The organism is Paenibacillus sp. YAE3 (genome assembly GCF_057546105.1).
In genome coordinates, this window is the sequence record NZ_BAAIYF010000023.1 from 1 (window position 1) to 23,739 (window position 23,739).

Genomic DNA, 23,739 nt, shown 5'->3' on the forward strand with positions numbered 1-23,739 from the left:
GACTTCCTCCATCCTTGAGGTTTTTGGGTTTGGTCACTTGAAAACTTCTCCAAGTTGGGGTGAAGTCCCTTTTTTATGTCCGAAAATCCTTACGGCTCAAGGCCTCAGATTACTGCAAAACGCTCACTTAGAAAATTGGTTTATTTAACGGAAAGGAAGGGTAATTCATAGTTAAAGGCACGTGGATGAGCGGAGTTTGAAGATTCGAAAAAAAATTTTTTGAAAGTTGTTACTTTTTTAGGTTTTCAAACGTCTAATAAGTAACAGGAAACCCGCGAGGGATTTCGGCAAAAATCTCCGCGCGGGCATCGTAAGCTTTTTCGTATGTTTATGGGTGAGTTTCTAGTTGTAGACGGCCGCTTTGTATTTAGCGGTACTCATGACACGTTTGGCGCCAATGTAGCGATTGGCGAAATAGCTGTTGCTGAGCTTGCTGATGGTCACGCCTTTCGAAGAAGACGAATGGGCAAATTTTCCGTTTCCTACGTAGATTCCGACATGGGATACGCCTGCGCCGCTCGTATTGAAGAATACCAGATCTCCGGCACGCAAATTGCTTTTGGAGACGGCGGTGCCGATTTTGAATTGGGCGCTGGATTGGCGCGGAATGGAAACCCCTAATTTTTGGAATACATAACGCGTAAACCCGGAGCAATCAAATCCTTTGGTCGTCGTTCCTCCGGTTTTGTAGGAAACGCCGATGGTGCTGTTCACGACATGACTCAGAGAAGATTGCGCGAATACGCTGGTTCCCATGGAGAACATAAGCGTCAAACCAAGCGCCGCGGCTGTTAACTTCTTTTTCAAAAATATAAACCCCTTCCATGTTGCCTGCGAGGTTAGCTTAAGGATTCGGTTGAAGGTCGTCCCCTATGATCCCTATGCTGCGAGATCAATTCACCCAAAGTGGTTCCCCCGCTTCCCGGTGCCAAGGAATTCGGCCTTGATCAAGCACCCGAAAGTGACTATTGATGACGATTAATTGGTATTTTCGTTGAAAATATCGTTACAGCACAATATGAAAAAGTTACAGTAAAAATGACAAAGTTGTTACTAACTGCTTACTCGGATTATTTTAACAGAGGATGACGACTTTGGCAAATCGTTAGGGATCTAAAAACGACAAAAACCCCGCCCTTTTTGTTTTGAAAGGGGGGGTTTTTCTTATATCAAGGGGTTGGAGTGATGACAAAAAGTTAACTTTTTGATGATTTATTTTTCCGTGCCCCGATGCGCTTGGGCGTACCACAGGTCAAACTTGGCCGAAATGCCCCACAATCTCATGATGCAGCTGACGAGGTGGTAGCCCTGCTGGAGGATGAGCGCGATGATTCCTGCCCACATCCAGGAAACTCCCGTACAGAGGCTGAACAAAAGCAGGCTGAGCGAGCCGAGGATCAGCGAAACGCCGATGAGCGGGAACGCGCCGCGCAGGCAGTGCCACAAGGGAGGCAACAAGCCGCCGCCGCCGGTCTTGCCGAACTGCATGAAAAGAATCAGTTGGTGCACGATATATCCGTACAGGAGCCATCCCAAAATCCAGGGAAGAACGGACAGGCCCATGGATTGCAGCGGCATCCCGTCCAGAAGCGCCGCATATACCTTAGGTATGACCCAGTAGGCCGGGGCCGCGAGCAGAACCCATTCGATCAAGTGAAACAGAAGGACGGTTTTTCCGTGGCGCTTCATGCCTTGGAAGAAAAACAGCCCGACTTCGCCCTCGCGTTCACGGTGCAGCCCGTAAAAAATTCCGGCATGGATAAAAGGGGTCAGCAGCATTCGAAGGGCAAACATCGAAAGAAGAATCCAAATGTACATATGCACCGTGCCGCTGTCGGAAAGGCTCATTTTGCCTTCGATGTAATAAAGCAGCTGGCTGAGCTCATTGGGCTCGGGGTCCGGATAACGCATCAGCAGCGGAGTGACGGCCGAATGGACCAGCCTGTACAGAAAGTAGCCCCAAATCAGCTGGTACAAAAAGAGAATGATGACGATATAAAATTGATTTTTAAGACTTTTCCAGCCATGCGCAATATGGGATTTCACCGGTTCTCACCTCACCAGGACAGACTTCCAAGCAGCGTCTCGATCAGCTTGGTGATGCTTACGTTCCAGCGGACCAGAACCTTCTTGTCCATATCCGCTTTCAAGTAATTGTTGAAGTGCCTGTTCTCGATCACGATCGTGTATTCCGGATCGACCATCGCCCAGGCGAGCGGTGCCTTATACTCCAGCTTGAATTCGGCGCTTTCCGCCGAGCCGTTCCAGACTTTGTTCAGCGTATGCCCGTCCGTGAAGGTGAAGCGTACCGGGACTTGGGGGAAATCTCCGCCTTTTTTCGAAATTTTTACAACCGACTCATAGACGGGGCCGGAAGCTGCATCCTTCTTGCGGACGGAGATGGAATCGACCGCGAAGTCGGCCATTTGATTTCCGTAAACGTATTGATCGAAAAAGGACTGCCAGGATTGCCGGGTAACCTGCTCGACCACCTTTTGGAAGTCTGCCGTCGTCGGATGTTTGAAACGGTATTTTTTTGCGTAGGTGCCTAGAATTTTGTTCATCGTTTGCTTCCCGACTTGCTGTTCCATCGCCTTTAGCAGGAGTTTGCCGCGGTAATAGACGTTCAGGGCGTATTGATCCTGCGAGCCGTATTTCCATGCTTCCTGCGTCAGCGACATCGGGGACGCGATCAAGGATGACTGGATAGGCAAATTCGGAATGACGCCGTATTCCTGCTCCATCAGCTTATCTTCGGCATAGGAGGTGAATCCTTCGTCCAGCCAGGCTTCCTCGAACTCGTTGCTCGCAAGCATGCCGTAAAAATACTGGTGCCCGATTTCGTGGATGACCGTCCGTTCCAGGTCGTAGCCGGGAGAGTCGTCTTTGGCCCCGAAGGCGGTGATCAGCGTCGGATACTCCATGCCTCCGGCCCCGTTCCCCGATTCCGGCGGCACGACGATCGACAGGGTGGAGTACGGATACCGGCCGTACCATTTGCTGAAATATTTGAGGGCGGCTTTGGCGGCAAAAAAGTATCTTTGTTTCAAGTCTTTATGGGCGGGGTCCAAATACAGCTTGATGCGCACGCCCGGGACCTCGGGAGACGAGAACGGCTCTTCGGCGACGATAAAGTTCGGCGACGCGGCCCAGGCAAAATCATGGACATCGTCGGCATAAAACTGATAAATTTTTTCTTTCCCCCGGATCTGCGCGGGTTGCACGGGAAAGCCGGTGGCGGCTACGATATAGTCGTCCGGCACGTGAATGCGGACGCTGTAGATGCCGAAGTCGGAGTAGAATTCGGAATTGCCGTGATATTGATGCAGGTTCCATCCTTCCGCCTTGCGACCTCTTGTCCCCTCGGGCTCATAGACGCTGATTTTCGGGAACCATTGCCCGGCCATGACGAAATCATCGTCCGCGGTGCCCATCCGGGCGAATATTTTGGGAAGTTTGACCTCAAAACGCATGCGGATCGTAATGCTTTCGCCGCCTTTGACCGGTTTCGGAAGCCGGACCTTCACGAGGGTCTTGTCCTTGACGTTGCCGTCATCGGGCTGAACGTATTGCATGCGGTGCATCAGCGAAAGGCCATCGGCGGTTTTCATTTCGGTGATGCTCATTGAACCGAAGCCGTCCGCAGGCATCGTGTCATTCCGGAGCTTTCCCCCGGATTCTTTCATAAACGTGGAGTCCATCGAAGAGAAGGCGTTAGGGTACAAATGGAAGTACAGCTCGTTCACCGTCTTTTTGCCGGGGTGGATCCAGGTCAGCGTTTCGGTTCCCTTGATGATGCGGTTTTCGGCATCAAGCGTCGTATCGATATGGTATTCCACGACCCGATTGCTGAGGATTTCAGCCGTCGGCTTCTGTACGCTTTCCTGCTGGGCGATCGGCGTGGACACCTTGGGAGGCTTGGCCTGATCCGGAGCATAGGAAGGCTGCGATTCCGGTGCATCCCGAAGAAGGAGCGCCCCTGTTCCCGCAAGCAATAGGCAGAGGGCAATGAACGATGAAATAACGATTTTGGCGCGTGCTGGAGCCATATACGAATACCTCCCGTTGACAAGCATCTAAAGCATGTATATGTTGGCTTTCCAGCGATTATTAGTTAAAATAAAATTAAGTTGCTTGACCAAGAGGCATATAAAGCAGGACGCCTGCCCTGAAACCGGGACAGCGCGTTTTCAATAGGAGGAACACGAAACGTGGAAAACAAGGAGCAAGTAGGCAAGAAGCAGATTGCCCTGAACATCGTCAGCGGCAAAAGCAAGCATAAAATCGGTTTTGGCGCAGGCTCCATCGACCTCAACAACATTTCTCCGGTCATCATTGACCGCGGCGTGGCTATGATCGATATCGGCGCCATGCATGCGAAGAGCAAACCGGAACGCCGTATCCGCTTTTCGACCAACCGTGAAGACGTGCCGAATGGACGCCAGGTATGGATCGTTTGGGTGGCAGTCGACCGCGACGAGTCGGGGCAATATTATGCGGGTGCGACGGCCAGCGAAATGTGGATCGACGAGGAAGCGCGCAGAGGCTGGAAAATTCTTGCCGATCACGTCAATCGCATGGATGCCGCGTTGAAACGCAAATTCATGCTGGACGAACTGGGCGCGGAAGAGAAAAAACTGTTGAAGGATCTGCTGGTCTCCCATAACGAGGAATGGTGGGACAGATCGCCGGAAGAGCTGAAGCAGGCGCTTGACGTTTAATCGGGGCTATCCCGTTTACTGCCGCAATTCAAATAAAAGGGTCTGCCGACGCTTGTTGAATCAACAAGCAGCTGGCAGGCCCTTTTTGCTTTTTCCAAGCCCGTATGTCAATACTTCAACACCCTCTCCACGGCGTGGGATGCTTGTCTTTCACGGATACGTACGGATTCCCGTCGATGTAAAAACGCCAAGGCTTAAGCGCATATTCCCCGGCGTAATCGATGTTGATCCTCGGGCACTGGACGATCGGAAGTTCATTTGCCGCATCTCCGGACTCCAATCGCAGAACGCCGTCCGCTTGAACCAGCGGGTATCCGTTCAGGCTCCTGTCGATCCGCAGCGCGCGGCACAGCTTGCCGGGCCCATTGCTGAGATTGGCGGCTTTTCCGGAGAACCGGCCGCGGCGTCGTAGCATCAGCTCTTGATCCCTTTCGCTCATCGGCTCTACCGCGCGAATCAATACCGCCTGCGGGTCATCGATCTCCCCGACGACGACATTGAGGCAGGAATACATGCCGTATATCAAATAGACATAGGCGATCCCGCCGGCCGCAAACATGACCTCCGTCCGGTTGGTACGCCGGTTGCCGAACGCATGGCTGCCCCGGTCTTCCGCTCCGCCGTAGCTTTCCGTCTCGACGATGCGGCAGCGGATTTCGCCCTCCTCCGTAACCCGTACCAGCGTTTGGCCGAGCAGGAGCGGGGCCGCTTCTAGCGCCGTCCGCGCCAGCAGCGAAGGGGAAATCAGTTTCGGTTCCTGCATGGCGAGCCTCCTTCCTTATTTTAAAACAAACTCGGCCTTCACCGGGTTATGGTCGCTGTGTTCATGTTTGAGATCATAGCCCTCCACATGAAGGATCTCGATGTTCGGGGACACGAGAAAGCCGTCAATGACCGCACGGAAATTCAAGCCTTCCTTAAAGGGAAAGTCGACCGTCCGCACCGAAGGGACCTTGTTGTCCACGGCCCACTGGAATCCTTCCGGCTTGAAATCTTCCGGGAACGGCTGAAGCCACTCGGGCCAATCCTGGGTCGTTTTGAACGCCTTCGGATCGGTGCCGGGCAGCGAGTGGTTCCAGTCGCCTCCGACGATCAGATAATTCCCCAATGCCGTTTCCTTCTGGATATAAGCCTTCAAATAATGAAGCTGCTGTTTGCGGATGCTTCCGCCCTTATCGAACGCGGACAGATGAAGATTGACCAGAACAAGCTCTTTGCCGTTTTTGACGGGAATCCGGTTTTCGATGAAGGCGCGGTCCAGATCGAATTGCTGCCGGGGCCATTTTTCTTCTCCGGGCAGTTGGTACCGCACGGCGCTGCTGCTGTTGAATTTGGAGAGCGTCAGCATTCCGCCCCGGACGTGGCCCATCGGGTGCAGGACGGGAACGGGAACCCAAGGCATTTTGTAATTGTCGGCATAGGAGAGGCCGTATCCCGGCAGAAAAACCTTCAGGGAATCTGCCTCGTTAATGCCGTAGCTGCGGGTAGAGTCGATATCCACTTCCTGAATAAAAATAATATCGGAACGCAGGCCGCTCAAAAATGTTCCCATGCCCCTCAAGTTCAACTCGGTTTGCCTTTTGCTGCTTGAACGCGATCCGGTCCCGCCATCCATGAAGAAATCCTGATCCCGATCCAGCCCGCCGTAACCGATATTAAAGGTCGTGACGGTAAAAGCGTCTCCGGTTTTCATCACACGATCCGGGTTGCCATCCATAACGATCGGCTCGGTTTCCCGCGGCCTGTAGTCCGTCACGGTCACGTACAGCAAAAAAACGCCGGCGAACAAAAGGATCGCAATCGCGGCGCCCCCGAATGCCCACAACACTTTTCTAACCATCTATTGACTCCTTCATATATCAGACTATTCGAAATTTCCGAGCAAATTTCTTCCATGCAGTCCTACTGTATCATGCGGAAGCTTGGGGAATCCAGAAGAAAAGGCCCGCCTCTCCGGGACTGCCTTAGACCGGGAGAGGAGGCCTTTATCGTCATTGTTAATCCGTCAGCCAGCGTTTAATGGTTTTCCACCAGGAACGTTTTTCCGGCGTGCCGCCTTTGGCGGCGGGCTGTTCGGGATCTCCGCCGTGCGCGGCGCAGTATTCGGTCGGCTCGGTACCCGCAACGAACACCTCCAGCTTCTTGTCCGGGCAATCGGCGGTGGCCAGCTTTCCCGTTTCCCGGTCGACGTATACGGTAACTACGCCGCTTGGAATGCTGAATATTTTCGGCGGCACGTTTTCGAGCGCTTTTTCCGTAAACCGGGCAAATATCGGCGCTGCGCGGTGGCCGTCCAACGTGGTGATTGTTCGTCCCTTGTCATAACCTACCCAGACGGCCGTGGCCAGCTCCGGCGTATAGCCGACCATCCAGGCGTCGGTATCGGTCGTGCCCGTTTTGCCGGCGACCGGGCGTTTGATCAGGGAGGAGACGCGGCTTCCCGTTCCCCCGGATTCGAACACGCTCTCCATCAGATGGGTTAAAACGTAAGCAGCCGCTGGCTCCACCACCTGTTCGCCCGCGGTTTCTGGGGCTTGATACAGCACTTCCCCGGCCGCATCCGTAATTTTCAGCACGGCGACGGGCGGCATCCGTTTGCCTCCGTTGCCGATGACGGCGAAAGCGGAAGCCATCTCGAACGGACTGATGGGCGAAGTCCCGAGCGCCAGGGAAGGAACCGGCTTCAACGGGCTGACGATGCCCAGCCTTTTCGCCATATCGATGACGTTGTCAGCACCGACCTTTAAGAGCGTATTGACGGCATAAATATTGTCCGAGGCGGCGATCGCCTGCTGCATGTCGATTTCGCCCAAATACTTTTCTCCGAAGTTGCTCGGCCGGTAGGTTTTCCGGTTGTTGTCGTAGTGGAACAGGGTCGGCTCGCTTTTGAATGTGCTCAGGCCGGTCATCGTTTTCGAAGACAGCGCCGTCAGATACATGATCGGTTTAAAGGATGAGCCCGGCTGGCGCGTTTTGGAGAGCGCATGGTTAAACTGGCTTGTCTTATAGTTTTTTCCTCCGACCATCGCCTTGACGTAACCTGTGCGCGGATCGATGGCTACAAGCGCCGTTTCCAGCTCGCTGTTTGGATCCATGCCCCGGGCCACTGCCTCTTCGGCTGCCGCCTGCGCATGGGGATCCAGCGTCGTATAGATATTCAGGCCGCCATGGTCCAGCTGCTCCTCGCTGATGCCCAGCTGGCTGGTGACGAGGTTCCGGATATAATCCCGGAAAAAGGGGGCGGACACCCGGTCCTGCTGCTGCCCCTGAGGCTTCAAATGAAGCTTCTCGGCGGCGGCCTCTTCGGCCTCCTGCCGCGTAATCTGGCCGGTTTCCACCATCGTGCCGAGCACGATCTTTTGCCGCATTTTGGCATGATCCATATGCTTAAAGGGCGAATAGTAGGTCGGACCTTTCGGAATGCCGGCGAGCATCGCGCTTTCGGCCAGGTCGAGTTCGGCGGCCGGCTTGCCGAAATACATCTGCGAAGCGGCTTCGATGCCGTATGCGCCGTGGCCGTAATAAATTTCATTTAAATACATTTGCAGAATTTCGTTTTTGCTGTATTTCATCTCCAGCTGTGCGGTATACATCGCTTCTTTTATTTTTCGGGTCCACGTTTTGGCATGGGACAGATACAGGTTGCGGGCAAGCTGCTGCGTCAGCGTGCTCGCTCCTTGGGCCCGCTGCATTTCTTTCAAATTGACAAGCATGGCCCGGCCCATGCCTTTGACGTCGAACCCGATATGGTCGAAAAATTTCCGGTCCTCAACGGCCAGCGTCGCTTTCACAAGGAGCGGGGATATCCGCTCGAGCGGGACGGGCTCATAGCTCCGGCCGCTCGCCGAAAAGGTGGCCAAAATATTGCCCTGGCTGTCCAGGAGGCGGGAATTGCGGTCGGTGTCGGCGACGGGAAGGCTTTTTTGATACAAAAACCCAAGCAAGATGCCTACGGCAAGAAGAACGGCCAGAGTCATGGCCAGCATCAGCTTGATCAACGCGGCAAACCGGCTTTTGCGTCTGGGCTTGGAGTGATGGTGCTGCGGCATGGCGTTTCTTCCCTTCCAGTTATATACATTCATTATGGGAAAGGAGGGGCGGGGATATTCATTTTCCTTTCATAAACAGGCCGGAAAAAGGACAAGATGAACCGGGGATGACGGGTACATTCCTGGGGGCCGGACAGGCCGAAAAGGTGTGAAAAACTGTATCTTTACAGTCATTTCCCCCATCGCGTATAATTCAAAAGATGTGTTTGCGCATCCATAGTTTGGTACAATAAATAAAGCGGGGATTCAGCCTGACCGGAAAGCTCCGGACGAGGGATCAACCGAAGCGAAGTCCCCTATATTCTAGCGGAAAGAAGGTAGTTGTCGATGGAATTGTGGTTTACGGAAAAGCAAACCCCCGCTTTTGGGATTACAGCTAAAATCAAACAAACGTATGTTAACGAAAAAACCGACTTTCAGGATCTGGCCATGGTCGAGACTGAAGAGTTTGGAAATATGCTTTTGCTTGACGGCATGGTGATGACAACCGAAAAAGACGAGTTCGTATACCATGAAATGGTGGCCCATCCCGTACTGAACACGCACCCGAATCCGAAACACGTGCTGGTGGTCGGCGGCGGCGACGGCGGCGTGATCCGCGAAATCATCAAACACCCGGAAGTGGAAAAGGCGGTACTCGTCGACATCGACGGCAAAGTGATCGAGTATTCGAAAAAATACCTCCCTTCCATCGCCGGCAAGCTGGACGACCCCCGGGTCGAAGTGCACGTGAACGACGGTTTCATGCATATTCATGAGCACAAAAACGAATACGACGTCATCATGGTCGATTCCACGGAACCCGTCGGACCGGCAGCGCCGCTGTTCGAGCGCGGTTTCTACCAGGGCATCTACGAGGCGTTGAAGGACGACGGCATGTTCGTGGCCCAAACGGACAATCCTTGGTTCAAAGCCGACCTGATCCAAAAGGTCAACCGCGACGTCAAGGAAATTTTCCCGATCGTGCGCGTATACGGGGCCAACATCCCGACATACCCAAGCGGCCTCTGGACCTTTACGATGGGCAGCAAAAAGTACGATCCGCTCGAAGTGAACGAAGCGGACATTCCGGAAATGGACACCAAATATTACACCCCACGTCTTCATAAAGCGGCTTTCGTGCTGCCTAAATTCGTGGAGGATTTGACGAAATAAGGAGGCACCTTAGCACGATGAAACTTGATCAGGCATACTCAGGCAACGTGTTTATTCTCAGTTCCGACGATTACGAAAACTCCAAGGCCGTCATTTACGGCATGCCGATGGATTACACGGTCAGCTTCCGTCCGGGCTCGCGCTTCGGCCCTGCCCATATCCGCCAGGCATCCGTGGGCCTCGAGGAGTACAGTCCTTATTTGGACAAAAGCATCGAAGACATGACCTATTTCGATGCGGGCGACTTGCTCCTGCCTTTCGGCAATGCATCGCGCAGCTTGGACATCATCCGCGATTACGTGGGCAAGCTGCTGGATGACGGCAAATTCCCGATCGGCCTCGGCGGCGAGCATCTCGTCACTTGGCCGGTGATTGAGCAAATGTACGCGAAGTATCCGGATCTGATCCTGATCCATATCGACGCGCATGCCGACCTGCGCGAGCAATACGAAGGGGAGCCGCTTTCGCATTCCACGCCGGTCCGCAAGGCCGCTGCCCTGATGGGCGGCAAAAACATTTACCAATTCGGCATCCGCTCCGGATCGCGCGAGGAATTCAAATTCGGACGCGAAAACATCAACTTCTACCCGTTTGACGTAGCCGCTCCGCTGAAAGAAGCGCTGCCTCAAATGGGCAAACGTCCGGTGTACGTGACGATCGACATCGACGTGCTGGATCCGTCCGCCGCTCCAGGCACGGGTACCGCGGAAGCGGGGGGCATCACCTCCAAAGAGCTTCTGGAGGCCGTCCATCTCATCGCCCGTTCCGACGTGAACGTGGTCGGCTGCGACCTGGTCGAAGTGGCGCCGATCTATGACCATTCCGAACAGACGCAAATCGTGGCTGCCAAGCTTATTCGCGAAATGCTGCTTGGTTTTGTGAAATAACGCTTCAATTTTATTGGATTTCGTCCATCATCTGCATGCAAAGCATCTTCTGAAGGATGCCGGGAACCGTAAGGACAAGGTTGGCCCCGGCTGAACTGAAGGAGATGCTTTTTCTTTTGGGTTCTTATGAATGGAAAACCTGAAAATGTTTGCGGTTGACGTGTAAATCGGGTCGTTAACGGGTAAGTTCAACGTATACGGAGGTGTTGTGCATGAGATGGAAACCATGGACGAAGCGTGCTTTGGCTGCTGCCGCGGCATGCCTGCTGCTGCCGTTGGGCTTGGGCTCTTCCCCGGGAGCCGCGGCGGCCGCTCCGCCGACAGCGGCATCATGCGGCAGCGGGGATCATGGCCTTTTGCAGGACCTGCAGAAGAAGCATTCGGAGGCGGGCCGGGGGCCGCTGCATTTTACGGATATCCAGTTCCTCAGCCGGAGCACGGGAAGAGCGGCCGGCACCGGTTTTATCCTGGGCACGTCGGATGCCGGATGCCGCTGGCAGACCATTTACGAAGGGCCGTGGCAGTTTGGGCAGATCGATTTTACGGATAACGTTCACGGCTGGGCTTTAGCTTCGCTGCCGTCGAAGCCAGCGCCCGTTTTGCTTCGAACGGCGGATGGAGGCAGCCATTGGAAGGGCGTATATACGGGCAAGCTTCATTTTGAACGGATTCAATTCCTGAGCGCCAAGACGGGATTCGGTTATACGGCCACAGGCGCGTATCGGACGGATAACGGCGGCAACGGGTGGATGAAGGTTCCGACGCCGGCAAATACGCGTTATTCCGTTTTTAACGATACAAAAAACGGCTATGCGCTTACGGTCGAACCCGGACAGGGTTACCGCATTTATCAAACCCGGGACGGGGGCCGCAGCTGGGCCGCGAAGCTGAAAGTAAAAGCCGCGTCCACGGCAGGGGGTCAAATCTACAGCAAGGATAATCAAGTATGGGCGATCCTTTATGGGGGTTCCGGGATGTCCCAAGTCTCGTATTCCCTATACGGCAGCACGGATCAAGGATCGCACTGGAAGCGGGTGATCGCCCAGGATACGGCCGGCGGCGGTCCTGCACCGGGAAGCGGGAAGGCTGCCGTTTCGAGCGGTCCTGCCCAGCCGGGCGGGCATCCGGGCAATATGCAGCTTTACGGCAAAGAAACCGCGATTCTTGCGGGCGGGTCCCCGGCCGGCGGCATGGTCTCGATCGGCGTTACGTATGACGGCGGGAACACGTGGAAAAACATTAAACCGTCCGTGAACGGATTTGATGCACGGATTTCCTTCGTCAACGCCAAAACAGGCTGGATGGCGGTCACCAGCGCAACCAAAGCCTCGATTTATTCCACGCAGGACGGAGGGGCGACCTGGAGCCGCAAGTTTGCGTTTCGAGAAGCGCTGCAGCCATAAAAAACGATGAAAGGATAGGTCCGACAGCGGCCTATCCTTTATATTTTCCCTGCCGTTCTTCCCATTCCTCGCGGAGCATGCCCATCCGGATCGAATCGTAAAAAACGCCGTTGTAGAGCCTGCATTTCCGCAGCCTGGCCTCCATCGTAAACCCGAGTTTTTCGCCGACCCGGATCATCCGGTGGTTGCCCGACCAGGTGGTGAAGCCAACGCGGACCAGCGGCAGGGTGCCGAACAATTTGCTGATCCACAACGCAAGCGCCCTTGTGCCGTAACCCCCGCTCCAATAGGCAGGATGGTAAATGACGATCCCCATTTCCAGCCAGTAAGAGGGCTTGTGCTCCCAATAATAACTGACCGTCCCGATCAGTTCGTCGTTGACTTCGATCGCCCAGAAGTCGTCCTGATGGACGAGATTGTCCTTGTTGGCTGCATATTTTTCGAAAGACATGGCGGTATGCTCGTAATAAGGGGCATCCCACTTTTTCCATTCGGGGGCTTCCTCTTTGGCCGAAAGCTCCCATAGCCGCGGCAGATCCCTTTCCGTAACAGGCCGGATCCGCAAGTTATCGTCTTCGTATATCGTCAAAGTTTGCCTCCTCATCTGCGGTTTTGCCGTCAAAACCGTTCAAATTCCTTTCCTGCATGATTTCGCCTCAGCCCAGGCTGTTTCCTTTTCATATCAATCTTCCAACTTCTCTCGGATCCAAAAAAGCGAAAGAATAGAAAGAACGGAAGGCGTGAAAGCTGTATAATAACGAAGGGAAGCCGGGCGCGGATAAGTCGTCCGCAATTGCTTCTGCCTGTTGAATTGAGCCCCTGAACTGGATATAGTATTACAATAGAAAGAAACAGAATGGAGCCGTAACGTGATGCAAGAAGCGAAAAGGGCGCGCATTCGCCTGCAGAGCAAGCAGGACGGGGACCTCGTGGTGCAAGAGGCGGTGGCCGAAGTGTTTGAACGCGGCGGGGCGCTCTATCTTAAATATGAGGAACCGGAGGCCGATTTGAAGGGGCGGAAGACGAGGACCCTCCTGAAAATTGCCCGGGACAGCATAAAAATGATCCGGCATGGCGCGGTGGAATCGGAGCAAACGTTTCAGGAAGGCGCCGCGATGCCCGGTTTTTATAGGTCTCCGTATACCTCGTTCAATCTTTCGACACGGACTAACTCGCTTGAGATCCGGTGGGATCGCGGGTTTTCGGGAACGGTTTCCTGGACGTACGATTTGTACGTGCATGAGGAATGTACGGGACATTTTGACATTAGTTTGCATATACAGGAGGACACGCAATGACAACCAACCCATTAGAACATATCAACCAGCTGGTGACCGAAGCGCTCGCCGAGGCCGTCGTAGCGGCTGGCATCGCAACCCGCGAGGAACTGCCCGCGTTTACGCTCGAGGTACCGAAGGACAAATCGCACGGGGATTTGGCGACGAATGCCGCGATGCAGCTGACCCGGATCGCGAAAAAGAACCCGCGCCAGATCGCCGAGGCGATCCTGGAGCATTTTGACATGAACAAAGCTTCCATTGAAAAAGCCGACATCGCCGGACCGGGCTTCATCAACTTCACGCTGAACAAAAGTTACCTGTACCCGGTGATCCGGCAGGTTCATGAGCAAGGGGAAAATTACGGCCGGATCGCGCTGGGACAAGGCCAGAAAATCCAGGTGGAGTTCGTCAGCGCCAATCCGACCGGAAGCCTGCATTTGGGGCATGCGCGGGGCGCGGCCGTCGGGGATGCCCTGTGCAACGTGCTTGATTTTGCCGGTTATGAAGTGACGCGCGAATATTACATCAACGACGCGGGCAACCAGGTGGAGAACCTGTCCAAATCGATCGAAGCCCGCTACCTGCAGGAGCTCGGCCAAGACGCCGAGATGCCGGAGGACGGTTACCATGGGGAAGACATCAAAGGTTTCGCCAAGGAACTCGTCGCCGAGAAAGGCGATTCCTTGCTCTCCATGGACCCGGGAGAACGCGCGGCGTATTTCCGCAAATACGGGCTCGAAAAGGAATTGAACAAAATCAAACGCGACCTGAACCGGTTCCGGGTGCATTTCGACGAATGGTTCAGTGAAACCTCCCTTTACGAAAAAGGGCTGGTCGAGGAATCCCTGAACGAATTGAAAGCCAAGGGACAGGTGTACGAACAGGACGGGGCAACTTGGCTCCGCACGACCGACTACGGCGACGACAAGGATCGCGTATTGGTGAAAAATGACGGCACCTACACCTATTTGACGCCGGACATCGCTTATCACCGCAACAAATTCGAGCGCGGGTACGACCGCCTGATCAACATTTGGGGAGCCGACCATCATGGATATATTCCGCGGATGAAGGCGGCGATGGAAGCGATCGGTTACGATCCCGAACGGCTGACGGTATTGATCGCCCAAATGGTCAGCTTGTTCCAAAACGGGGAAAAAGTGAAAATGTCCAAACGGACGGGCAAAGCGGTAACGATGGAGGATCTGATGGAAGAAGTCGGCGTCGATGCCATCCGTTACTTCTTCACGATGCGCAGCATGGACTCCCATCTGGATTTTGACATGGATCTGGCGATTTCGACGTCCAATGAAAATCCGGTGTTTTACGTGCAATATGCCCATGCCCGGATCTGCAGCATCTACCGTCAGGCAGAGGAGCAGGGGATTACGCTGCTGCCGCTTGCCGAGGTGGATCTCAGCCTGCTGAATACCGAGCATGAATATGATCTGCTCCGCAAAATCGGCGAGCTCCCCGAGGAGATTGCCGTCGCTGCGGCGAACTATGCGCCGCATCGCATGATCCGTTACGTGTATGATCTTGCGTCCCTGTTCCACAGCTATTACAGAGCGCAGCGCGTCATTACCGAAGACGCCGCCCAGACGCAGGCTCGATTCGCCCTGCTGGGAGCCGTCCGCACGGTCATTGCCAACGTGCTGAAGCTGGTCGGCGTAAGCGCGCCGGAACAAATGTAAGGAGCTGCCGAAAGGATCAACCGATCTTCCGGGAAGGAAGTTATCAGCTATACAAAAAGCCCCTAGCTGCGGGCCCCGGGATTTTTTATGAAATCCGGTGCTCGCGGCCTGGGGATTTTTTTATTTTCGCGAACGAAGGCACCCGATTGGTAAAAATATAGAGGAAAAAACCATTTATTGTAGAATAACGACCAAATACGCCCGTCTGATTGCGTTCGAAAAACATGGGAAGAAGGAGACTGGAACGTGGCGACGATATTGGTAGTGGAAGATGAAAAACCGATCAATGACTTGATAACGATGAATTTAAAGCTGGTCGGGCATCGATTTTTTAAGGCTTTTAGCGGAATGGAAGTGCCGCCTATTTTGGAACGGGAGAAGATCGACCTGATTTTATTGGACGTGATGCTGCCTGGATTGGACGGCTTTTCGCTGATGAGGCAAATTCGGAACCTCAATGTTCCGGTTATATTTATTACGGCTAAAGACTCTTTGGCTGACCGCATCGCCGGTTTTGAACTGGGCGCGGATGATTATATCATCAAACCCTTTGAAATTTTGGAGTTGCTGGCCCGGATCCATGTGGTGCTGCGCCGGAGCACCAAGGAGCAAACGGCAATAATCATCGATGATGTCGAGATCCGGCCATTGGAGCGGCAGGTATACAAACGGGGCTGTGCCGTTGAATTGACCGCAAGGGAGTTTGAACTGCTTGACGTATTGCTTCAAAACCGAAATATTGCCCTATCCAGGGAAAAACTGCTGGAGCTGGCCTGGGGATATGATTATGAGGGAGAAACCCGAACGGTTGATGTTCATATCCGGCAGCTGCGCAAAAAGTTGGGATGGGAAGAGCGGATCAAGACCGTTTTCAAGCTTGGATACCGTCTGGAAATGCCGGGTGAACCATGAGATTTTGGCAGAAGATGTTGTTGATCGTGCTGATTTTGTTTATCGTTGCCCTTGATGCCAGCGTGATTATGATGATGCATAAAAGCTGGAGGCTTAACCTGGAAAGGGAGATGCAGAGATCATCCAATGAGCAGGCATTTATCACCAGCAACATCTATGACAATTTAAACTCGATCAAGTCGAGGGGCATGACCGTGAATGAGGACGTATTATTCGACGTGGCTCGTTCTTATGCGGAATATTATCAGAAGCAAAATATTTTCTTGCAATTATGGGATCGGGATCGGCTTGTGTATGATGGCGATGTAGCTGCAGGGAGGCAGCAGGGTTCGGGGCAAACACATACGGAAGAACCAAAGGTTCATGAAATGGTAACCTCGGGCAAGCTGCCTGCTCCGTACCAGGAGCTGAAGCTGGTGTATAAACGGAATATTGAAGGATTGTATGCAAGCCAAAAGGAATTGAACCGTTATTTTGTTTACGTCAATGTCATTGCCGGTCCGATTCTTGCCTTCTTGTTATATGTTCTGATCCGCCAATTAACCAAACCTTTGCGGCAGCTGTCCAAGACGACCCAAACGATCGCCGGCGGGAATTATAATGAACGCGTGGCATTGAAAAGGAATGACGAGTTCGGGGAACTTGCGCAAAATTTCAACCGGATGGCGGAAGCGGTCGAGAGGCACGTCACGGAGCTTTCCGCCATGGCGGAGGAAAAGCAGCGGATCGTTGATAATCTGGCCCATGAATTGCGCACCCCGCTGACAAGCATGCAGGGTTTTGCGCAGTATTTGAATTCGGCCCATATCAGCGAAGAGGAACGGATCACGGCGAGCGGTTATATTTGGAGCGAGACGCTGCGTTTGAAAAATTTGGCCTTCAAGCTGCTGGACTTGTCCGTTTTGCGTCGCCGGTCGGTGGAACGCATCCGTATATCGGTGGATGAGCTGTTTCAATCTGTCCGGCAAATGGAGCAGGAAAACCTGGAGAAGGCCGGCATGACGCTTGTCCTGCATAACGCCTTAGAAAGCGTATGGGGAGATCCAGATCTGCTTGCGTCGTTTCTGGTCAATTGCATCGACAATGCTATTCATGCGTCGGCGGAAGGTTCCGAAATCCGTTTATCGGCTTATGAACAACATTCGGCTGCCGTGCTGGAAGTTCGGGATTTTGGCAAGGGGATGAGCGAACAGCAAGCTCAGCGGGCGTTCGAACCATTTTACCGGGGAGATGCAGCCCGCTCGAGAGAACATGGAGGAGCCGGACTGGGATTATCGATCTGCAAACAAATAGCGGAGGCGCATCAGGCGACATTATCTCTCGAATCCCGGGAAAATGAGGGGACTTGCGTCCGCATCTTTTTATGTTTATAGACATGATTTTTGGGGATTTTACAACTTCATAACAACCACGGTCCGTATTCGATAACATCCTTGCTTTAAAGTATGGATTGGCCGGGCCCGGTCCATAAATGGAGGTTGTTCAGATGAAAAACAAGACAAAAAATACATTGACGGCGCTTGCCTTTTGCGCGGCGGCTGGCGGATTGCTTGGGTTCAACGCTTATGCTGTCCCGAATATTGCAACGTTAACGCAAAGCGAACCTAATGCCCCGCAGCCGTTTGCAGGGTCAGTTCCGCAAGAAAGGCCGGCGATCACCCTGGCAAGCAGCAAGGTTCCGGTGCTGAATGTAGAAGAGAAGGTACCGGTATCGACCGTGAATGATGAGCTGGAACGAACGATGACGGATGAAGAGATGCAGCAAATATACAATTACATCGACAACAGCAAGGATCCATTACTACCGGCAAATCGGGAAATGAGCGACCAGGAAATAAAGCGGCGGAAAGTTCTGGAAGACCGATATGTCTACGATGGGGTCCGTCCCCAAAACAGGCTGCCTCTTCAACCGGGCATCTCAAGCTTTTATTTTGACATCAGCAAGGATGTGTGGGTTTACCCTGACCGCGAGCTGACGGATGAGGAGCTGCTGCAATTCGTGGACTGGTCCAACCGAATTGTCTTTGCTCAATCCAAGCGGCTTCAAACGCAGCAACCCGATGCGAAAGATATAGGAAAAGAAGAGGCAATGGAGAAGGCCCGCGAAAGCGTGAGCAAGCTGTTTGATGCCGATGTATCCAAAATGAAAGCGAGTGCGGCATTTAATAAATTTGGGCCGGAGCAAAAGGGAGAGTGGATCGTCCATTTTCAGCCTTATAGAGCCCTTACGCTGGATGCCAACGGAAGTGCTTACATGATGTATTACGTCATGATTGATGCATTGAGCGGGACAGTGAACGATACCACGATTTTTAATTCGGTTTATAAAAGGAACCCGATTACATCCGCCATGAATAAGCAAATCAGACAAGATCCAAGCTGGATTGAAGCGGCCAAAGCCATTGTCGTCAAAAAACAGGGAGATGCGCGCCCCATTCAAAAATCAACAATTATACAAGATCAAGTATATGATCAACGCGGCGTTGTTGCCGTTTCAATCGTAATGAAGGACGGCAGCTCCTATATCGTGGAATTGCGTTATCCGGAGAAAATGTTGCGATGCCTGATTTACGAACCCGCGGCAAAGGGGAAATAATCTGGACGGATCAAATGTAGGAAGGCTGTCCTTGGGCCCGGTTAATGGGCCGAAGGACAGCCTTCTTTTCGCATCAATAAGGATGGCTGGGCGTTTATTTTCGATTTTTTTCGTTTTATGATTTGGATCTTTTTCTTTTCATGCCTTCCCGCAGCAGCTTCAGCGCATTGACCTCTGCCCCTCCGGCAGGACGGCGCTGTCCTTTTCGGGTTTTTAACGGGGTGGCCGTCAGCTGCAGCAGCTCTTTGATTTCATCCGGCTGAAGATCAGGATTTTGCGCAAGCAAAAGCGCGATTGCCCCGCTCACATGGGACGTGGCCATCGACGTACCGCTCATCTCATGGTATTTGCCTTGCGTCCAGGAAGAAACGATTTTATCTCCCGGGGCATAAATATCAATGAACTCGCCTCTGTTGCTGAAGCTGGCGATCCGCCGATGGCGGTCGGTTGCCCCGACAGAGATGGTTTGCGGATATTTGGCGGGATAGTCGATATTGCGCCGTTTTCCGTCATTGCCGGAAGAAGCGACGATCGATATGCCGGCTGCGTGGGCTTTATTAACGACCTCCAGCAATGCTTTGCTGCGCGTTTTCATGCCGAAGCTCATATTGATGATATGCATGCGGTTTCGGATGCACCAGTCGATGCCTTGGATAATATCGGACACGTAGGCCGAGCCGTTATGATCAAAAGCTTTGACCGGATATATGGTAGCCCGGGGCGCGACGCCGATCATGCCTTCCGTGCCGTTGGCTGCCGCGATGGTACCGGCAATATGGGTTCCGTGCCCGTTGTCGTCGAACGGAAGCATATGCCTGTTCAGCAGATTAATGCCTTTGGCGAGCGATCCGCGAAGGTCCGGATGGTAGTAATCCGCGCCGGTATCGATCACGCCGATTTTGATCCGGTACCCGGTGGAGGTTGACCAGGCCTTTGGAGCTTGGATTTGTTTGACGCCATAAGGAATGCCGGGGCCTTGGCTGGTTTTGCTTGCCAGCGTATGCACCTGGACCAGGCTGTCTTCCTCGATCATAATGTCGTTTTTGAAAGGATCCAGATGTCTTCCGCTGCCGGACAGGGGTGCCATAACCGATTTAAGCGTGCGGGATGTTGGCAGGTCTGGCCAATCGGGGTGAAGGGCTTTTAACTCCTCCAGTGTTTGTTCAAATTGATCGTAATGCCGGGGATCGACGAACCTGATGATCCGTTTGGCTCCGGACGGTGCGGGACTCTCCATGTCTTCAAGCAGCATCTGTATCAATCCGGTGTAGTCCATATTGGGCAGTCCCCCTCATAATGAACCCTGCTTTTGCATTGTATGTGGGAGGCGGCTGCTGCGAGTGGGAACTTGCCCTTGTTCCGGCACAAGATTCGATATAAATTTTCATGGGTCGATGTCTTTTTCGGGTGCGTTGAGCACAACTTTTTTGGTGCCTTGCTCTTTTTTGAGGAAAGTATTTACTTGATGCGTTTTTTTGTGGAATTAGGCCCCGCCCGAATGGCAAAACAAACCTGCGGACATAAAATATATGGGAGAGACTTCAAGGGCTCTTTCAAAATTTCCCGGCAGGGGAAGCCATGTCCGGGCGGATACAGTCAAAGGGCAGGGGGAACCCTGCCTTTTTCATTCCCGAAAAGAGGCCCCCGGGTTTCCCGCATAAAAACTTGCAATTTATTTATAAATAGGTTTTACTTAGTTTTGATAATGGATATGTTGTTATAAAGCAGATGTTATACGGGTGAACAACGCCAATAAATCCGTATAAGTTGAACATTGCGTGAGAGGAAGTGTCCGTTAGTGAGTAACTCACTCCAATTAAAGATGGACCCTGAAAAAATCAGGGAAATGCCATTGGTGGATTTGGCCTTTGCGGTGTTGAAGGCGGCGAATACGCCATTTTATTACCTTGACCTGATGAAAGAGGTTGCCAAGCTTCGCGGCTTGACGGAAGAAGAAATCAAAGAAACCGTTGCGCAGCTATATACAGAAATCAATATCGACGGCCGGTTCGCTTGCGTCGGTACCAACCTTTGGGGACTCAAACGCTGGTATCCGATCGACCGCTCGGAGGATCCGATCTCGAGCTCGAAGCGTCCGCGCATCATCAACGATGACGACGACGAGGATGAGGACGACGAATTCATCGATGAGGACGACAGCTTCAATCCGGACGACACCGAAGAAGATTTCGACCGCATCGACGAGGACCATGACGATATTTACTCCGATGACGATTCGGAAGACGAAATCGAAGACGAGGATATCATCGAGGACGAAGACCTGGAAGAAGAAGAAGATCTCGACGAAGAAGACGAGGATTTGGCCGACGATTCCGACGACGACGATAAATATTAATCCGTTTGCCATTCTCTCTTGACAGAGGACATGGCAACGAGTAAACTATTGCATGGGCTTATGATTGAGATTTAAATATGCGTAAAATAATAAAAAGTGCCCCGTCCTACGGGTGTCACTTTTTTTGTTTTTTTGGGGCAAAACGGGCTGTATTTCAGGCTGTTTTGCTTCTGTAGAATGGACTCGCTCGTTAAAAGTTCACTCTATATAGATGCCGGATTACCTCATTGTGCCATTTGATTTCAAATGGCGCATTGTTGTTCAAGCGGACGGTAAAAGCAATATCACCGGCGCGGCCGTTTTTCGGGTGGAATTCATGAAAAAGGGTTACGCTAAACATCATATGTCGCCTGAATTTACTGGAACTTTAATAGGAGGGTTTTTATAGTGACAAAGTATATTTTTGTGACGGGCGGGGTAGTGTCGTCCCTGGGTAAAGGGATTACGGCGGCTTCTCTGGGCAGACTGCTGAAAAACAGAGGATTAAAGGTTACGATCCAGAAATTCGATCCTTATTTGAACGTGGATCCGGGCACCATGAGTCCTTATCAGCATGGCGAAGTGTTCGTCACCGACGACGGAGCCGAAACGGACCTCGATTTGGGGCATTATGAGCGATTTATTGACATCAACCTGTCCAAGAACAGCAACGTCACCACAGGCAAGGTATATTCGTCCGTCATCAGCAAGGAACGCCGCGGCGAATATTTGGGCGGTACCGTTCAGGTTATCCCGCATATCACCAATGAAATCAAAGAACGCGTATTCCGTGCGGGCCGCGAAGCCGGCTCGGACGTCGTCATTACGGAGATCGGCGGTACGGTAGGCGACATCGAAAGCTTGCCGTTCCTGGAAGCCATCCGTCAGATCAAAAGCGAAATCGGCCGCGAGAACGTGATGTACATCCATGTGACGCTGATTCCTTACATTAAAGCGGCGGGTGAAGTGAAAACGAAACCGACGCAGCACAGCGTGAAGGAGCTTCGCAGCATCGGGATCCAGCCGAACGTGATCGTTTGCCGCACAGAGCATGAATTGTCTGCCGACATGAAGGCCAAAATCGCCCTCTTCTGCGACATCGACGAAAGCGCGGTCGTGGAATGCCGCGATGCGTCCACGCTGTACGAGGTTCCATTGAATCTGCGCGACGAAGGTTTGGACGAGATCGTCGTCAACTACTTGAAGCTGACGACGCCGAAACCGGACATGACCGAATGGGAAAGCCTCGTCGACCGGATCAACAAGCTGGAAAAAACGGTCGAAATCGCGATCGTCGGCAAATACGTCGCTCTTCACGACGCTTATTTGAGCGTGGTCGAATCGCTCTCCCATGCCGGGTTTGAGGCAAACGCCGACGTGAAAATCCGCTGGGTCAACGCAGAGGAAGTGACCGACCAGAACGTGGATGAGCTGCTGGGCGGAATCGGCGGCATTCTCGTGCCGGGCGGTTTCGGCGACCGCGGCATCGAAGGCAAGGTTTCGGCCATCCGTTATGCGCGCGAGAAGCAAATTCCGTTCTTCGGCATCTGCCTCGGCATGCAGGTTTCGGTTATCGAATATGCCCGTTCGATCCTCGGCATGGATGACGCGAACAGCTCCGAGATCAATCCGGCTACCCCGTATCCGGTCATCGACCTGCTGCCTGAGCAAAAGGATATCGAGGACCTGGGCGGCACGATGCGTCTTGGCTTGTATCCGTGCAAGCTGGCCGAAGGCTCGCTGGCGATGAAGTGCTACAATGACGAGCTTGTGTACGAAAGACACCGCCACCGGTACGAGTTCAACAACCAATACCGCGAGGCGATCGAAAAAGCAGGCCTGCGCATTTCCGGTACCTCCCCGGACGGCCGTCTGGTCGAAATCGTGGAGCTTCCGGAACATCCATGGTTTTTGGCCGTGCAGTTCCACCCGGAATTCACGTCCCGGCCAAACCGTCCGCAGCCGCTTTTCCGCGAATTCGTCAAAGCGTCGATTAACCATAAAACAACCTAATATTCATTTGAAAAAAAGGACCTTTTGTTACAGGTCCTTTTTTCATTTTTGCGCAGAGGAAGGAATTCGTAACTAGAGAGCGAATAACATTAACTGGATATATTTCGCAACGATTAACCAATAAATGTTAAAATTCAAGGATAGGCAGGGTTAGGCTGATGTTGGGAGGTTTGCTGAAGTGGATAAGAAGAAAGTATTGATTGTCGATGACCAGAACGGAATACGCATCCTGTTAATGGAAGTGTTCAGCAGCGAAGGTTATACGACATATCAGGCGGCCAACGGAAAAATCGCGTTAGAGATCGTGGAAAAGGACGCGCCCGATTTGGTCCTGCTCGATATGAAGATCCCGGGGATGGACGGACTCGAAATTTTGAAGCATATTAAGGAAATGAACCCAGCCATCAAAGTGATCATGATGACCGCCTACGGCGAGCTCGACATGATCAAGGAAGCGACCGAGCTGGGAGCCTTGATGCATTTTACAAAGCCGTTTGACATCGATGAAATGCGGGTTGCGGTGAACATGCAGCTGAAACACAACCCTGTTCAATCCGGATGACGGGAGAGGATTCTGCTTAGGCAGAATTCTTTTTTTTGCCTTCGCCTATCAAGGGGCAAAGCTTATTTTCAATTGCTTGTTTAGCATTTGGAACATGATGTGGTATAATAATCCCGAATAAGAGAAGTCGGC

The 23,739-nt window shown here is 52.7% G+C and carries 20 protein-coding genes and 1 riboswitch; of the genes, 12 read left to right on the top strand and 8 right to left on the bottom strand.

Features of this window, described 5'->3' with window-relative positions:
* Positions 1–342: 342 nt before the first annotated feature.
* From AC27KL_RS27225 to AC27KL_RS27235, 3 genes are all read right to left on the bottom strand, one after another.
* Positions 343–807 (bottom strand): C40 family peptidase, encoded by a 465-nt coding sequence (locus AC27KL_RS27225; RefSeq protein WP_036714738.1) that lies wholly within the window; start codon positions 805–807, stop codon positions 343–345.
* 6 nt (positions 808–813) lie between these two features.
* Positions 814–953: riboswitch (cyclic di-AMP (ydaO/yuaA leader) on the bottom strand.
* A gap of 259 nt (positions 954–1,212) precedes the next feature.
* The gene (locus AC27KL_RS27230) at positions 1,213–2,046 is read right to left on the bottom strand and encodes a hypothetical protein (RefSeq protein ID WP_036714736.1); all 834 of its coding nucleotides are present in this window, start codon (positions 2,044–2,046) and stop codon (positions 1,213–1,215) included.
* Between the two features lie 11 nt (positions 2,047–2,057).
* Positions 2,058–4,049, bottom strand: a complete 1,992-nt coding sequence (locus tag AC27KL_RS27235) for a M1 family metallopeptidase (protein ID WP_487171725.1) — start codon at positions 4,047–4,049, stop codon at positions 2,058–2,060.
* 162 nt (positions 4,050–4,211) lie between these two features.
* Between AC27KL_RS27235 and AC27KL_RS27240 the strand changes: the two genes are divergently transcribed.
* The gene (locus AC27KL_RS27240; RefSeq protein WP_487171726.1) at positions 4,212–4,721 is read left to right on the top strand and encodes a YwhD family protein; all 510 of its coding nucleotides are present in this window, start codon (positions 4,212–4,214) and stop codon (positions 4,719–4,721) included.
* Between the two features lie 115 nt (positions 4,722–4,836).
* On the opposite strand, the gene AC27KL_RS27245 is transcribed toward AC27KL_RS27240, so the two are convergent.
* The 3 genes from AC27KL_RS27245 to AC27KL_RS27255 all read right to left on the bottom strand — a co-directional run bounded on the left by AC27KL_RS27245 (position 4,837) and on the right by AC27KL_RS27255 (position 8,770).
* Positions 4,837–5,484 carry a DNA-3-methyladenine glycosylase gene (locus tag AC27KL_RS27245; protein ID WP_487171727.1) on the bottom strand — a complete coding sequence of 216 codons (648 nt, stop codon included), beginning with the start codon at positions 5,482–5,484 and terminating at the stop codon, positions 4,837–4,839.
* A 15-nt stretch (positions 5,485–5,499) separates the two neighbouring features.
* Positions 5,500–6,561 (bottom strand): endonuclease/exonuclease/phosphatase family protein, encoded by a 1,062-nt coding sequence (locus tag AC27KL_RS27250; RefSeq protein WP_487171728.1) that lies wholly within the window; start codon positions 6,559–6,561, stop codon positions 5,500–5,502.
* Positions 6,562–6,718: 157 nt separating this feature from the next.
* The gene (locus AC27KL_RS27255) at positions 6,719–8,770 is read right to left on the bottom strand and encodes a transglycosylase domain-containing protein (RefSeq protein WP_487171729.1); all 2,052 of its coding nucleotides are present in this window, start codon (positions 8,768–8,770) and stop codon (positions 6,719–6,721) included.
* Positions 8,771–9,097: 327 nt separating this feature from the next.
* On the opposite strand from AC27KL_RS27255, the gene speE reads away from it, so the two are divergent.
* The 3 genes from speE to AC27KL_RS27270 all read left to right on the top strand — a co-directional run bounded on the left by speE (position 9,098) and on the right by AC27KL_RS27270 (position 12,215).
* Entirely contained in the window at positions 9,098–9,925 is an 828-nt protein-coding gene (gene speE / locus AC27KL_RS27260) for a polyamine aminopropyltransferase (RefSeq protein ID WP_036714870.1), read from the top strand.
* Positions 9,926–9,942: 17 nt separating this feature from the next.
* Positions 9,943–10,812, top strand: coding sequence for an agmatinase (gene speB / locus AC27KL_RS27265; RefSeq protein ID WP_036714871.1), 870 nt, complete (start codon positions 9,943–9,945; stop codon positions 10,810–10,812).
* A gap of 212 nt (positions 10,813–11,024) precedes the next feature.
* On the top strand, positions 11,025–12,215 hold the full coding sequence (locus AC27KL_RS27270; RefSeq protein WP_487171730.1) for a WD40/YVTN/BNR-like repeat-containing protein: 1,191 nt from the start codon (positions 11,025–11,027) through the stop codon (positions 12,213–12,215).
* 31 nt (positions 12,216–12,246) lie between these two features.
* Here the strand turns inward: AC27KL_RS27270 and AC27KL_RS27275 are convergent, their stop codons facing one another.
* Positions 12,247–12,798: a GNAT family N-acetyltransferase gene (locus AC27KL_RS27275; RefSeq protein ID WP_339325263.1), complete on the bottom strand. Its 552-nt coding sequence runs from the start codon at positions 12,796–12,798 to the stop codon at positions 12,247–12,249.
* Between the two features lie 289 nt (positions 12,799–13,087).
* Here AC27KL_RS27275 and AC27KL_RS27280 point away from each other — a divergent pair, with 289 nt between their 5' ends.
* The 5 genes from AC27KL_RS27280 (at position 13,088) to AC27KL_RS27300 (ending at position 18,697) form a co-directional block, all read left to right on the top strand.
* Positions 13,088–13,513 carry a YwiB family protein gene (locus tag AC27KL_RS27280; RefSeq protein ID WP_339322899.1) on the top strand — a complete coding sequence of 142 codons (426 nt, stop codon included), beginning with the start codon at positions 13,088–13,090 and terminating at the stop codon, positions 13,511–13,513.
* Positions 13,510–15,189, top strand: coding sequence for an arginine--tRNA ligase (gene argS, locus AC27KL_RS27285; RefSeq protein ID WP_487171731.1), 1,680 nt, complete (start codon positions 13,510–13,512; stop codon positions 15,187–15,189). Before AC27KL_RS27280 ends, argS begins: the two co-directional genes overlap by 4 nt.
* A 246-nt stretch (positions 15,190–15,435) precedes the next feature.
* Positions 15,436–16,101: a response regulator transcription factor gene (locus AC27KL_RS27290; RefSeq protein WP_036714873.1), complete on the top strand. Its 666-nt coding sequence runs from the start codon at positions 15,436–15,438 to the stop codon at positions 16,099–16,101.
* Between the two features lie 14 nt (positions 16,102–16,115).
* Positions 16,116–17,474, top strand: a complete 1,359-nt coding sequence (locus tag AC27KL_RS27295; protein ID WP_487171732.1) for a sensor histidine kinase — start codon at positions 16,116–16,118, stop codon at positions 17,472–17,474.
* 98 nt (positions 17,475–17,572) lie between these two features.
* On the top strand, positions 17,573–18,697 hold the full coding sequence (locus AC27KL_RS27300) for a hypothetical protein (protein WP_487171733.1): 1,125 nt from the start codon (positions 17,573–17,575) through the stop codon (positions 18,695–18,697).
* Between the two features lie 115 nt (positions 18,698–18,812).
* On the opposite strand, the gene AC27KL_RS27305 is transcribed toward AC27KL_RS27300, so the two are convergent.
* On the bottom strand, positions 18,813–19,973 hold the full coding sequence (locus AC27KL_RS27305; RefSeq protein WP_487171734.1) for a S8 family peptidase: 1,161 nt from the start codon (positions 19,971–19,973) through the stop codon (positions 18,813–18,815).
* Positions 19,974–20,495: 522 nt separating this feature from the next.
* Between AC27KL_RS27305 and rpoE the strand changes: the two genes are divergently transcribed.
* The 3 genes from rpoE to AC27KL_RS27320 all read left to right on the top strand — a co-directional run bounded on the left by rpoE (position 20,496) and on the right by AC27KL_RS27320 (position 23,607).
* Complete coding sequence (gene rpoE, locus AC27KL_RS27310) at positions 20,496–21,053, top strand: DNA-directed RNA polymerase subunit delta (protein ID WP_339322903.1); 558 nt, start codon at positions 20,496–20,498, stop codon at positions 21,051–21,053.
* Positions 21,054–21,440: 387 nt separating this feature from the next.
* The gene (gene pyrG / locus AC27KL_RS27315) at positions 21,441–23,045 is read left to right on the top strand and encodes a CTP synthase (RefSeq protein ID WP_487171735.1); all 1,605 of its coding nucleotides are present in this window, start codon (positions 21,441–21,443) and stop codon (positions 23,043–23,045) included.
* Positions 23,046–23,223: 178 nt separating this feature from the next.
* On the top strand, positions 23,224–23,607 hold the full coding sequence (locus AC27KL_RS27320; protein WP_212952358.1) for a response regulator: 384 nt from the start codon (positions 23,224–23,226) through the stop codon (positions 23,605–23,607).
* Positions 23,608–23,739: the final 132 nt, after the last annotated feature.